This window comes from Brevibacterium sp. HMSC08F02, from assembly GCF_001807555.1.
Lineage (GTDB): Bacteria > Actinomycetota > Actinomycetes > Actinomycetales > Brevibacteriaceae > Brevibacterium > Brevibacterium ravenspurgense.
In genome coordinates, this window is sequence record NZ_KV789361.1 from 1 (window position 1) to 12,639 (window position 12,639).

General features: G+C 63.3%; 10 protein-coding genes. 5 read left to right on the forward strand and 5 right to left on the reverse strand.

Annotation, left to right across the window (positions count from 1 at the left end; all coding sequences use genetic code 11):
• Positions 1–55: 55 nt before the first annotated feature.
• Positions 56–727, reverse strand: coding sequence for a TenA family protein (locus HMPREF3172_RS06265; protein ID WP_070516255.1), 672 nt, complete (start codon positions 725–727; stop codon positions 56–58).
• Between the two features lie 77 nt (positions 728–804).
• Positions 805–2,241, reverse strand: a complete 1,437-nt coding sequence (locus tag HMPREF3172_RS06270; protein WP_070516257.1) for an L-lactate permease — start codon at positions 2,239–2,241, stop codon at positions 805–807.
• 122 nt (positions 2,242–2,363) lie between these two features.
• Between HMPREF3172_RS06270 and dusB the strand changes: the two genes are divergently transcribed.
• The 3 genes from dusB (at position 2,364) to dnaG (ending at position 6,885) form a co-directional block, all read left to right on the forward strand.
• Positions 2,364–3,527: a tRNA dihydrouridine synthase DusB gene (gene dusB, locus HMPREF3172_RS06275; protein ID WP_370919342.1), complete on the forward strand. Its 1,164-nt coding sequence runs from the start codon at positions 2,364–2,366 to the stop codon at positions 3,525–3,527.
• Position 3,528: 1 nt separating this feature from the next.
• Positions 3,529–4,812, forward strand: coding sequence for a deoxyguanosinetriphosphate triphosphohydrolase (locus HMPREF3172_RS06280; protein WP_082791045.1), 1,284 nt, complete (start codon positions 3,529–3,531; stop codon positions 4,810–4,812).
• A gap of 93 nt (positions 4,813–4,905) precedes the next feature.
• Positions 4,906–6,885, forward strand: a complete 1,980-nt coding sequence (gene dnaG / locus HMPREF3172_RS06285) for a DNA primase (protein WP_070516261.1) — start codon at positions 4,906–4,908, stop codon at positions 6,883–6,885.
• Positions 6,886–6,894: 9 nt separating this feature from the next.
• Here the strand turns inward: dnaG and HMPREF3172_RS06290 are convergent, their stop codons facing one another.
• Together HMPREF3172_RS06290 and HMPREF3172_RS06295 are read right to left on the reverse strand one after the other, a co-directional pair.
• Complete coding sequence (locus HMPREF3172_RS06290; protein ID WP_070516262.1) at positions 6,895–7,503, reverse strand: response regulator transcription factor; 609 nt, start codon at positions 7,501–7,503, stop codon at positions 6,895–6,897.
• Entirely contained in the window at positions 7,500–8,759 is a 1,260-nt protein-coding gene (locus tag HMPREF3172_RS06295) for a sensor histidine kinase (RefSeq protein WP_070516264.1), read from the reverse strand. Before HMPREF3172_RS06295 ends, HMPREF3172_RS06290 begins: the two co-directional genes overlap by 4 nt.
• Positions 8,760–8,900: 141 nt before the next feature.
• Here HMPREF3172_RS06295 and HMPREF3172_RS06300 point away from each other — a divergent pair, with 141 nt between their 5' ends.
• Together HMPREF3172_RS06300 and HMPREF3172_RS06305 are read left to right on the forward strand one after the other, a co-directional pair.
• Positions 8,901–9,521, forward strand: a complete 621-nt coding sequence (locus HMPREF3172_RS06300) for a TetR/AcrR family transcriptional regulator (RefSeq protein ID WP_070516266.1) — start codon at positions 8,901–8,903, stop codon at positions 9,519–9,521.
• Positions 9,518–11,131, forward strand: a complete 1,614-nt coding sequence (locus HMPREF3172_RS06305) for an MDR family MFS transporter (protein WP_070516269.1) — start codon at positions 9,518–9,520, stop codon at positions 11,129–11,131. The genes HMPREF3172_RS06300 and HMPREF3172_RS06305 overlap by 4 nt, the downstream gene beginning before the upstream one ends.
• Positions 11,132–11,161: 30 nt before the next feature.
• Here the strand turns inward: HMPREF3172_RS06305 and glpK are convergent, their stop codons facing one another.
• A complete protein-coding gene (glpK, locus tag HMPREF3172_RS06310; RefSeq protein WP_070516270.1) occupies positions 11,162–12,637 on the reverse strand; it encodes a glycerol kinase GlpK in 1,476 nt (491 codons plus the stop codon).
• Positions 12,638–12,639 lie beyond the last annotated feature (2 nt).

Below are 12,639 nucleotides of genomic sequence, written 5' to 3' on the forward strand. Positions count from 1 at the left end.
CGGCCCGGTGACGTGAGTACGTCACCGGGCCGGCGCCTCGTGGTTTTAAGGAGGGTCAGTAGGCTGCGTCGAAAAACGCCCGTTCCACGGCGACACACTCACAGAAGAGGTTCGTCAGACGGTCCCGTTCTGCACTGTCGGTCGGCCAGACCTCTTCCAGTTCGTCCAGCAGGAACTGTGCCCAGGAGCGGAAGTCCTCACCTCGGTGCAGGTCAATCCAATCGAGGTGCAGCCATGAGTCCGGTTCGCGCAGATCCGTGCGTTCGCCCCAGTCCAGGTAGAGCCATTCGGCAACCAGCAGCACGGTGAGCATCTGCGCGTAGTTCTGTGACTGTGCGGCGTCGTGCATGAGCCGGTTGAAATCACGCGTCGGCTGCTTCCACGCCTCCTGGCGGCGCTGCAGGTTTTCTCCGCCGAGGGCATCGAGTGCGCGTGTGAAGTAGGTGTCTTCATCAGCTGCGAGCATGCCCAGCTGGGCGGCGTAGCGGATTTTGGATTCGGGCTTCGGCGCCGTGGCAACACAGCCGCCGAGCAGCGCGACGAAATCGGTGAAGAACGTGTAGTCCTGTTCGACGTAGGTGCGCAGGACAGCCTCGTCGACGGTCCCGGCAAACAGTTCGCGGACGAAACGGTGATCAACTGCGGCAGCCCAGTCGGCTTCGGCGGCAGTGCGCAGTGCATCTCCCACGCCGTGCGGTGAAACGGTCAGTGTTGTGGTGTAGCTCATATGTGAATCCTAGCGCTTGTGTCCGTGACGAACACGCGGCCGACCAACGGGTCAAGGGCAGCGGTCCACGCGGCAGATCAGGCCGCGACGAACGTGAGTGCGACAGCAAGGACCGCGGTGAGAATGAGCGTGTTGACGCTCACCGCGACACTCAGGGTTCGGGTCACGGGACGCTGATCGGTGGCGGCATTGGCTCCGGCCATCTGCATGCCCAGCAGAATGCGCGGGGGAGAAGCGATGATTGCCAAAGAACCGGCCACATTGGCCGCAGCGATCGTCACAAGCACATTCGCACCGCTGCCAGAGGCCATCGCCGCGATTGTCTGGGCGAACATCGCGTTCGAACCGGTGGTGCTGCCCACCAGATAGGCCCCAACAGTGTTGAGCGCCGGAGCTGGCCACACCCCGAGAACAGAAGCCGCCTGGCCCAGTGCGGTGCTCATTCCGGTGACAGTCATGATCCAGCCGAGAACCATAAAACCGGCCGTTGAGACTCCCACCGGAACCCAGCGGCGGGCAGCTGCGGGCACCTCGGGAAGCAGAGCGCGGCCCCGCCAGATGAAGAAAACGGTCGCACACGCCGCAGCCAGCCACACGGGCGGCCAAATGAGAACAGCGGTCAGCGTGTTCTCCCACACTCCGTGGGCGGCGTAGGAGACAAGCAAGCCGCCGGTGAGAACCGCGTAGGGCACACCCGCAATTGCCGTGGCCCGCGTTGCCGGAAGCCTGCCGGTGCGAATCCGGAAGAACACAAACAGCGCGAGCAACACCGCAAGACCGCCGAGAACACCGGCAACGGCGGTGCCGATGAGCAGATTGACCGTCAGCACCGAAACCCACAGGAGCGCGGCTGAAGCTAACACGGCGAGCGCGCTGCCAAACCCGGGACGGTGGTCGGAAGACTGGCCGGGCTCACCGCCGGCAAACCGCATTGTCAGCCACACGAGTACCGCAACAAGCAGGAGAGTCGGCCCGTTGAAAAGGGCGGAGAACACACCGATGTCCTGAAACGTCTGTCCCGAAAGCTGCGCGGCGATTGACGTGCCGGGGCCCAGTGCGCCCCAGGCCACCGCATTGAGACCCAGCATGCCCAAGATCACCGCTTTTGCCGGGGCAAAGCCCAAAGCACGCAGAATCGGCACGCCTACTGTCACGCCGACCCCGTAGCCGGTGACTGACTCGGCAAAGGGTACGACACCGAACACAACGGCTGCCGCCCCCAGTGTCGGGGTAGGCACAGACTCAGAAAGGAAGCGGGAAAGCTCCGCCATGGCCCCCGAACGCTCCAGCAGTGCGGCCAACAACATGCCGAACAGCAGAATGAGCAGAACCTGAAGAGTCAGCAGGCCATACTCGTCGGCCTCGCCGAGGTGGTGCCACGACAGCCCGCCCGTGGCCACTCCGATGACGACAGCGACAGCAGCAGAAGCCAGGGCAGCGGTGACGGCACCTCGTCCCAGCAGAAGAATGCCGACCGCGGTGAGAACCGGAAGGGCCATGAGGAAGAGGGACATAGCGTCACACTAGCCCTCCCGAAGTCTGCTGAACAGAGAAAGCGCACGACTCAGTCATGTTTCGCCCCCTCCGGCACACACCGGAGGTGCCGTGGATTTGCCCCGCCTGGGATAATGTGCCCGTGACTGTGACTGTGACTGAGAAGACGAAGCTGCGAATCGGCGACATCGAACTGGATTCCCCGGTGGTGCTCGCCCCGATGGCCGGCATCACCAACACCGCGTTCCGCAGGCTGTGCCGCGAATACGGTGCCGGACTGTACGTGACCGAAATGGTCACCAGCCGCGCCCTCATCGAACGCAACGACAAGAGCATGCGGATCATCCAGCACGAAGATTGGGAAACGCCGCGCTCAGTTCAGCTGTACGGGGTCGACCCCGAAACCATGGGTGCGGCCGTGCGGATGCTCGTCGAAGAAGACAGGGCGGACCACATCGACCTCAACTTCGGCTGCCCCGTCCCGAAAGTCACCCGCAAGGGCGGCGGTTCCGCTCTGCCGTGGAAGCTCGACCTGTTCAGCGACATCGTCCACACCACCGTGCGCGAAGCCGACAAGGGCGACATCCCGCTGACCATCAAACTGCGCAAAGGCGTTGACGCCGACCACCTGACATACCTCGACGCGGCACGCATCGGCATTGACGCGGGCGTGGCAGCCATGACGCTGCACGGACGCACCACCGCCGATCTCTATTCAGGAAAAGCCGACTGGGACGCCATCGCCAGGCTCAAAGACTTCGTCGGCGACCGCGTGCCGGTGCTCGGCAACGGAGACATCTTCGCCGCTGAAGACGCACAGGCCATGATGGCCACAACCGGCTGCGACGGCGTCGTCATCGGACGCGGCTGCCAGGGACGGCCGTGGCTGTTCGGCGACCTGCAGAACGCCCTGAACGGCTCTGATGAACGTCACCGCCCCACCCTGGGGGAAGTCGCCGACATCGTGTACCGCCACGGCGAATACCTGCGCGACTACTATGACGACGAATTCTTCGGCGTACGCGATCTGCGCAAACACATGGCCTGGTACTTCAAGGGGTATCCGGTCGGCGGAACCCTGCGCCCCCGCCTGGCCATGGTGTCCAGCCTCGAAGAGCTGCGCAGCTTCCTTGACGAACTCGACCATTCCGCGCCCTACCCGGGGGCTGCTGCGGAAGGTGTGCGCGGACGCACCGGACGCGCTCGCCGCCCCCACCTGCCCGACGGCTGGCTGGACGACCGGATCTTCGACCACGAAGCCCACGCGGACATTTCCGAAGCTGAACTCGACATTTCCGGAGGCTGATGTGTCACTGACCGGCGGTGTTGCCGAATACGACGACCACTCGCGCGAACGGTGGGTTGTCGAACCCCGAAAGAACCCGCGCCGTTCGGCCTTTCAGCGCGACCGCGGACGGCTCCTGCACTCGTCGGCACTGCGCCGGCTGTCCGCAAAAACCCAGGTCGTCTCACCCGGAACTGATGACTTTGTGCGCAACCGCCTGACCCACTCCCTCGAGGTGGGGCAGGTGGGCCGCGAACTGGCCCGGTACCTCGGGTGCGACCCCGACATCGTCGAAACAGCGTCACTGGCCCACGACCTCGGCCACCCGCCGTTTGGGCACAACGGCGAAACCATCCTCGATGACTTCGCCAAGGACATAGGCGGCTTCGAGGGCAACGCGCAGACACTGCGGATCCTCACTCGCCTAGAGCCGAAGGTCTTCACCGACCAGGGCGGACCGGCGGGACTCAACCTGACGCGCGCAACCCTCGACGCCTGCATCAAATACCCGTGGTCGCGGGAGAACGCGCCCACACCGGACAAAGCGGGTGCCCCCGTGCGCAAGTTCGGAGCCTACGAAGACGACAGCACGGTCTTCGAATTCATCCGCGACGGCAGAACGGGAACACAGCGCTGCATTGAGGCCCAACTGATGGATCTCGCCGATGACATCGCGTACTCCGTCCACGACGTCGAAGACGCGGTCAACTCCGGCCACCTGGTGTTCGAAGCCTACGAAAACGATCACGCCATGGCCGGCCTGATCGACATCACGCGGTCCTGGTATCTGCCGGGGGCACGCGACGAAGACATCATCGATGCGCTCGACCGCCTGCGCTCCACCGCCTACTGGCCTAGGGAGCGCTTTGACGGGTCCCGCCGTGCGCAGGCTGCCATGAAGCACCTGACAAGCCAGCTCATCGGCCGGTTCGTCGGTGCGGCCGAAGCAGCAACCCGCGAAGGCTACGGCTGGGAGCCGCTGGGCCGCTATCAGGGCAACCTCGTCGTGCCGCAGACGACCGAACACGAAATCGCGGTGCTCAAAGGTCTGGCAACCGTCACGGTCATGGTTGCCGAAGAGCGCATGCAGACCCAGCGCATCCAAGGCCGAGTGCTGAGTGCGCTGTGCGAATACTTCAGCGAAAAGCCCGAAGCCATGGACACCATGTTCTGGATGGACTACCGGGATTCCGACAGCGACGACGGGAAAGTCCGCGCCGTCATCGACCAAGTGGCAAGCCTGACCGACCACTCAGCGTGGTCGGCCTACCATGCAATGCAGGAGGACACCGGCAGCCTTCTGTAAGCCGCCGTTCAGGTCTGCTGCGCAGGTACGCTGCCCGGACAGGTGAGCGTGTAGGCAGGCGCCGGGGACAGGATTCTTAAGGGGGAGGACGCAATGGCAGGGCTGATAGTGCGCGAGGACATCGACGAGGTGCGCTCGCGCGTACGGATCGACGATGTTGTCGGTGAGTACGTCACCCTGCGCAGTGCGGGGGTCGATTCGATGAAGGGCCTGTGTCCCTTCCACGACGAAAAGACCCCGTCCTTCCACGTAAGGCCGAGCTCGGGGTACTACCACTGCTTCGGCTGCGGCGAAAGCGGCGACGCCTACACGTTCCTGCAGAAGATGGACGGCTGCACATTCACAGAAGCCGTCGAACGGCTGGCTGAGCGCGCCGGCATGCAGCTGCGCTACGAAAAGGGCAGCGGACCGGACAGACGCGAGGCCGGTCAGCGGGCCCGGCTGTTTGAGGCGCACAAAGAGGCTCAGGACTTCTTCCGGGCGAACATCCGCTCACCCGAAGCTGAAAAAGCCCGCCGCTACATGGCTGAGCGCGGCTTCGACGAAGGCGCACTCACGTCCTTTGGCGTGGGCTATGCGCCGCGCGGTTGGGACAATCTCAGCAAGCACCTGCGCTCACGCGGTTTCCTCGACAAAGAGCTGACCGCGGGAGGGCTGGCCGCGGAAGGCCGCCGAGGCGGAGTCTACGACCGCTTCCGAGGTCGCCTGGTCTGGCCGATCCGGGATGTGACGGGACGTGTGATTGGCTTTGGGGCGCGCAAACTGTACGACGATGACGAAGGTCCCAAGTACCTCAACACCCCCGAAACTCCGCTCTACCGCAAAAACCAAGTGCTCTACGGGCTGGACCGGGCGAAAAGGGCGATCGCCAAGGACGGCCGGGCGGTCGTCGTTGAGGGGTACACGGATGTTATGGCCGCTCACCTGGCCGGCATTGACTGCGCGGTTGCAACCTGCGGTACGGCGTTCGGAGCTGAGCACACCAAGATCATCCGCCGCCTCATGGGGGATGCTGCATCGAAAACGGGTGAGGTCATCTTCACCTTCGACGGCGACGAGGCAGGCCAGCAGGCAGCTCTGCGCGCGTTTCGCGAAGACAGCGAATTCACTGCAGACACTTTTGTTGCGGTCGAGCGCTCCGGACTCGATCCTGCGGATATCCGTCTGCAGAAGGGCGACGGCGCGCTGCGCGACCTCATTGAGTCCCGCCGACCGCTTTTTGAATTCGCGCTCACGAAGGCAATCGCCGACTACGACCTCGACACTGTTGAGGGGCGCGTGAAGGCTCTGCGCGAAGCCGCACCGATTGTCGCTGCTATTCGCGACCGTGGTATGCGGCCGGGCTATGAGCGCTGGCTCTCGGGCCGGCTGGGTATGACCTTCGACGAAATCCGCGACGCCGTGCAACGTGCCGCCGCGGCGAACCGACCTGCCGCCCAGCCGGGACGCGATCAGCAGAACCGCGGCTGGCAGCAGCAGGCGCCTCGCGGGGGAGGCCAGCAGGCGGGCAGCTACTCCAGTCAGCAGCGCGGCTACGCGGAGGATCCAGGCGCCCGGATTGCCAGTGACGTCGAGTCCTATCAGCGGGAAATCGGCGGGACCGAACAGGACTCGACCGGTTTCCGCATTGAGCGCGGCGCACTGCAGGTGGCGCTGCAGAAACCGGACTTCATCAACGTCAGGCTGTTTGACCGGCTCAAGCCCGAAGCCTTCAACGATCCGGGCAGCCGCGCCGTCTTCCAGGCCATGCAGGCCGCCGGCGGTATGGCCTGGGCAGTGCAGAATCCGCAGAACTGGCCCGAGCGCGTGATCGAAAACGCTGATGAACGGGCAAAGCAGATCGTGGCGGAACTCGTGGTGCGAGCTCTTCCGGCACAGAAGGAAGACGAGGTGGAGCGCTACTGCCGCTCGATTGTTGCGCGGCTTTTCGACAAGGACATTGTGCGCATTGCCGGGCTTCTGCACTCGCAGCTGCTGCGCACCGATCCGAGCGATGTAGAAACCTCGGCCAAGCTGCTGGAACAGCTGCAGGTGCTCGAACGTCAGCGGGCCAGGCTGCGCCAGCACATGTGATGTACAGCCTCAGCTGATGAGGCCCAGCTCCCGGGCTCTTTTCGCGGCTGCAGTCCGGTTGTCGACGTCGAGCTTGTCGAAAATGCGGCTGACGTGGGTTTTTACGGTTGCCAGTGAAATGAACAGCTCACCGGCGATATCGCTGTTGGTGCGCCCGGCTGCCAGCAGGCGGACGATCTCGGTTTCGCGTTCGGACAGTTCGCTGTGGGACATGCGGGTGCGCTGCATGAGCGCTGTTGCCGCGGCATCGGACATGACCGGCTGCCCCGCGGCGGCCCGCCGGATGCCATCCAGAAGGGTCTGTGCGGGGGAATCCTTGAGCAGATAGCCCGCCGCACCCGAATCGACCGCCCGGTAGACCAGCGACTGGGTGTCGAAAGTCGTGAGAATGAGCACGGGAGGGCCGTCGGGCAGGGCTTTTATGAGCTCGATGCCGTCACCGTCAGGCATCTGCAGATCAGAGACGACCAGGTCTACATCGACAGTGCGCAGGCGGTTCAGAGCATCTGTGCCGGATTCGGCGACGTCGACAACGTCAATGTCGTCAGCGCTGGAAATGACGGCCGCCAGCCCGGCGCGCACGACAGGGTGGTCATCAACCAGAAGAACGCGAATCACGGTGTTCCCTCCTGCCGGGCGGTCTGGGCGTTCAGGGGAGCCGAGGTGCCTGCCGGACGGGCGAGAGAATCTCCTGTGATCGGGACGAAGACGCTCACTTCGGTGCCTGCACCGGGGGATGAGCGAACGGTCATGGAACCGCCGAGTTCCTCTGTGCGCTCATTGAGCGAATTCAGTCCGTAGCCGTAGTGGCTGCCGGCGAATCCCTTGCCGTTGTCAACGACATCGAGGCCGACGGCCGTTCCCCAGTAGTGCAGGCTCACGGATACGTAGTCGGCTTCGGAGTGCAGGACAGCATTCGACAGAAGTGACTGCCCGGCACGCGAAAAGAAATATTCAAGTGACGGCGCCAGACCGATTTTTGCGCCCTCGGAGGAAAACTCGGCGCGCAGGGGAGTGCCGATGGCCGCAGCTGCAGCTTCAACGGTCGTGCAGGCTTCCGCGAGTTCTGCTTCGGCGGAGCCTCCGCCCAGTTCTTCACCCGCGAGGAAACCGCGGACTGTTGTCAGGCTGTGCGAGGCTGTGTTTTCGATTGTCGACAGGTCGCCCTGCAGTTCCTGCACGTCGTTGCGGTTCTGTCCGGCGCGGGAGATGAGCACAATCGACAGCAGGCTCTGAGCAATTGTGTCGTGGAACTCTGCGGCAACTTTCTGCCGCTCAGCCAGGCGGCCCTCCTGCTGCTGAGACAGGGCGAGCTTCGCCTGCGCGGCGCGCAGCTCATCAAATGCCGCCCGCGTGCGCACGGCTTCGTCGACAAGCTTTGCGTACACCGCCGAAATGGTGACGGCCACGATCGCGCCGACGAGCGGTCCGATGATGACTCCGGGGGTGAATGCGGAGTGCAGAACGCTGCTGCCGGCGATGACGACGAGCATCCCCACAATGGCTGCTGCCGCGCCGATTGGAGGCCACGCGTAGAGGACGAGGAAGAACAGCGGAAAGGACACCCACACAAAGCTTTCGCCCGACATCGCCAGCCCGGCCCACAGGACGAGGATGGAAGCCAGCCACCACGTGGTCAAAGACCGCGGGTCAAAGGATGACTGCCCTTTGGCGAAGCGGATTTCGCTGAGAGTCCCCACAAAGTACAGGCAGGCGGTGAACGCTGCTGTCAGAAGAATGCAGATGAGCGGCGCAAGCTGGGTCTGTTCGATGAACGTCCGCAGGATGCCGACGCCCAGCAGCGCCGCGAAGCTCAAATGCAGGATGATGCGCAGCATCGAAAGGATGTGGGGAATGGAGGACTCTTGAGCCATGTCCCCAAGAATACGGGAGTGCTATGTGAGCATCCTGGTGCCCAAGGAGGGTGCAGAGCGCATCCCCATCAACTCGCCTCGTGAGCAATATCCCAAATGTTGCAGTTGATGTAACTTTGCAGTGAGTGCATAATTGTCTGCGTGACTGAACAGGATTCGCTGCGCGTACGCAAACAGAACGCCACCCGATCGGCGCTGCATGCAGCGGCAGTCGAACTCGTCTACGCAGGGTCCTTAGAAACGGTGACGACCGCGCAGATCGCCGAAGCCGCAGGCGTGTCACCGCGCACGTTCTTCAACTACTACGACACAAAAGAAGACGCCATCATCGGGCTGAGCGATCAGACCCTCAACCCGCAGCGGCTGGCTGAATACGTCGCAGACTGTCCACTGGCGGGCAGCCCGCTGGAAGACGTATCAGCGGTCATGCGGTCGGTGTACAGCCGCATTGGGGGTGATGACGTCGACAAAGACAAGCGCAAGGCGATTCTGCGTCGCTACCCGATGTTGGTGCGGCGCAACGTCGAGATTGCCCGCGGCATCGAAATGCACTTGGCAGAACAGATCGCGGATCGCGTTGAAAGCCTCGGCGTGCAGCTGCCCGACGGTGATCGCACGGTTGTAGGCCGCATGATCATTCGCGTGTGCTCTGTACCCCTGGCTCTGGCCTACCAGCTCAGCGGAGAAGGCCAGGAGGAATTCGACCGGACTTTCGCCGACACGGTGGACCTGTGCAGACAGCTTTTGGAAAGGATGAAATGACAGACGACACGACCGTCGCCGGTGCCGACGCGAACCCCGCTGAGCCCATGTCGCGGGGCGCTGTTCTGTGGGTGTTCGTCGGACTGCTCGTGTCGATGTTCATGTTCTCGCTGAACCAGACGGTGCTGGCGACAGCGCTGCCGACAATTGTCGGTGAGCTCGACGGCTGGGACAGCATGCTGTGGGTCTCAACCGCGTTCATGCTTGCATCGACCGCAACGATGCCCGCCTACGGGAAGATCGGCGACCTCTTCGGCCGCAAACCCCTGTTCCTCGTGGCCATTTCGATCTTCATACTGGGCTCCGTCATCGCTTTGTTCGCAGATTCAATGGCAATGCTCATCACCGGACGCGTTTTTCAGGGCCTTGGCGGGGGAGGGCTCATGACGCTCTCCCAGGCGATCATCGCAACCATCGTGCCTGCGCGCAGCCGCGGCAAGTACATGGGCATCATGGGTTCGGCCTTTGCTGTGTCCTCGGTTGCCGGGCCGCTGCTGGGCGGCTGGATCACGGAGGGGCCGGGCTGGCGGTGGGCTTTTGCCATCAACCTGCCGCTGGGAGCGCTCGCGATTCTGACGGCGGCTTTCCTGCTCAAACTGCCGCACCAGAAAGCAGACGAACGTCCCCGCATCGATGGGGCCGGCATGATGCTCATTGCCGTGTTCACCACCTGCCTCGTGCTGATGTCGGCGTGGGGCGGTCACCAGTACGAGTGGACCGATCCGGTCATCATCGGCCTGGGAGCCGCATCGCTGGTTTCAGCGGTGACCTTCGTATTCGTCGAACTCAAGGTGACCGAACCTATTGTGCCCATGTCGCTGTTTGCGGACCGCAACTTCACGCTGAGCACAATTGCCGGTGTATTCATCGGCGTGGCAATGTTCGGCGTTCTTTCGTACATGCCGACCTACCTGCAGATGGTGCACGGTGTTGAGGCCGCCCGCGCAGGGCTCATGATGACGCCGATGATGGGCTTTATGCTCCTGGTCTCCACCGGAATCGGCTTCGTCGTGTCCCGCTGGGGGCGCTACAAGATCTACCCGATCATCGGGACTGTCATCATCGGGCTGGCACTTTTCTTCATGTCGCGCATGCACTCGGACGACTCCGCCGTCATTCCGATTGCGCTGCTGGCACTGCTGGGCGTAGGAATCGGCTTGTCGATGCAGCTGCTGGTCCTGATCGTGCAGAATTCCTTCCCATTGAGCATGGTCGGCACCGCAACGGCGTCGAACAACTTCTTCCGCCAGATCGGCGCGACACTGGGCATGTCGGTCATCGGATCAGTCTTCACAGCCAGGCTCATGACGAACCTCGCAGAATCCCTTCCCGCAAAGGCTAAGGGTGCGGCAGACGCTTCGGCTCAGCTGACTCCGGCGAAAGCGGCTGAACTCCCCGCACCCATACACGATGCGGTCATTGCGTCCTACAACGACGCACTCGTGCCGATCTTCCTGTGGGTCGTTCCGCTGCTGGCCATCGCAACGGTCATCCTGCTGTTCATCAAGGAGATTCCGCTGGCCACAACGGTGGGCAAACAGGGAAGTACACGCACAACCCTCGAAGACAGCTCCGAGGTGAGCTCCGCCTCGTCAGCGGGAGCGCGCTGACCGAAGATCAGCGCGCACCCAGCCGAAAGATCAGACCCAGCCGAGGGAGCACTCGACCGCCTGAGACCAGCGGGTCATCCGGGCCTGTGCCCAGTCGCGATCACGTTCAGGTTCGAATGTCCGGTCAGCTGACCACAGCTGGGTGAGCTCGGTGAGATCCGAGTAGAGACCACAGCCGAGTCCCGCTGCGAACGCAGCTCCCAAGGCGGTCGATTCCGAGGTGGAGGACCGGATGACGGGGGTGCCCAGGAGGTCCGCTTGGAACTGCATGAGCAGATTGTTCAGGCTCATACCGCCGTCGGCGCGGATTTCGCTGATGTCATAGCCGGAATCAGCGCGCATGGCATCGAGAACTTCCGCTGTCTGGTAGGCGGTTGACTCCAAAGCGGCGCGGGCAATGTGCCCACGGCCGGCAAAGCGGGTCAGCCCCACCAGAACGCCGCGTGCATCCGGCCGCCAGTGGGGAGCCAGGAGGCCGGAGAAAGCCGGCACCAGGTAGACGTCGCCGTTGTCGCTGACAGAGCGGGCCAACGGCTCGATTTCATCTGAGGAGCGCACCAGGCCCAAATTGTCACGCAGCCACTGAATGAGCGAACCCGCCACCGCAATGGAGCCTTCCAGCGCGTAGGTCAGCTCACTGCCTTCGCGTCCGTAGGCGACGGTCGATACGAGTCCGCTGTCCGAGCTCGGGATGTCGGTACCGGTGTTGGTCAGCAGAAAACCACCCGTGCCGTACGTGTTCTTGGTGTCACCAGGCTGATAGCAGCACTGGCCGAACGCGGCGGCCTGCTGGTCGCCCAGAACACCGGTGATCGGCGTGCCGCGCAGCAGCTGGCCCTCAGAGACCTCGCCGAAGAAGCCGACCGACGGTTTGATCTCGGGAAGCATCGCCCGGGGAATTCCCGTGAGCTCGAGCATCCTGTCTGACCACTGGCCTGTGCGCAGATCCATGAGCATGGTGCGCGAAGCGTTTGTGACGTCCGTTGCGTGCACCCCGCCGGTCAGATTCCAGATGAGCCACGAATCAATCGTGCCGAAGGCCAGTTCCCCAGCTTCGGCACGGGCCCGCAGACCGTCGTGCTCGCGCAGCATCCACATGAGCTTGACGGCCGAAAAATACGTGTTGACGGGCAGGCCCGTGATGGCGCGGATTTCATCGGTGTGTTCAATGAGTTCTTCGGCGATGTCGGTGCCGCGGCCGTCCTGCCAGACAATCGCGGGGCCAACGGGAACACCCGTCTGCCGGTCCCACACGACCGTGGTTTCACGCTGATTGGTGATGCCGAGCGCGCGGATATCGTCTTTTGTCAGACGCGCACGGCCCAAAGCTGCGCCGATCACCTGACTGGAGGTCAGCCAGATCTCCTGGGCGTCGTGTTCAACCCAGCCGGGCTGCGGGAAGCTTTGCGTGAATTCGGTGGACGCAGAAGCGACCGTGCGGCCATCTTCAGCGAAGATGACCGCACGGGTGCTCGTCGTCCCCTCATCGAGGGCGAGCAGGTACATGA

Coding starts and splice junctions, on each gene's coding strand:
- HMPREF3172_RS06265 (WP_070516255.1), bottom strand. CDS start 727: ATGAGCTACACCACAACACTGACCGTTTCACCGCACGGCGTGGGAGAT.
- HMPREF3172_RS06270 (WP_070516257.1), bottom strand. CDS start 2,241: ATGTCCCTCTTCCTCATGGCCCTTCCGGTTCTCACCGCGGTCGGCATT.
- dnaG (WP_070516261.1), top strand. CDS start 4,906: ATGGCAGGGCTGATAGTGCGCGAGGACATCGACGAGGTGCGCTCGCGC.
- HMPREF3172_RS06295 (WP_070516264.1), bottom strand. CDS start 8,759: ATGGCTCAAGAGTCCTCCATTCCCCACATCCTTTCGATGCTGCGCATC.
- HMPREF3172_RS06305 (WP_070516269.1), top strand. CDS start 9,518: ATGACAGACGACACGACCGTCGCCGGTGCCGACGCGAACCCCGCTGAG.
- glpK (WP_070516270.1), bottom strand. CDS start 12,637: ATGTACCTGCTCGCCCTCGATGAGGGGACGACGAGCACCCGTGCGGTC.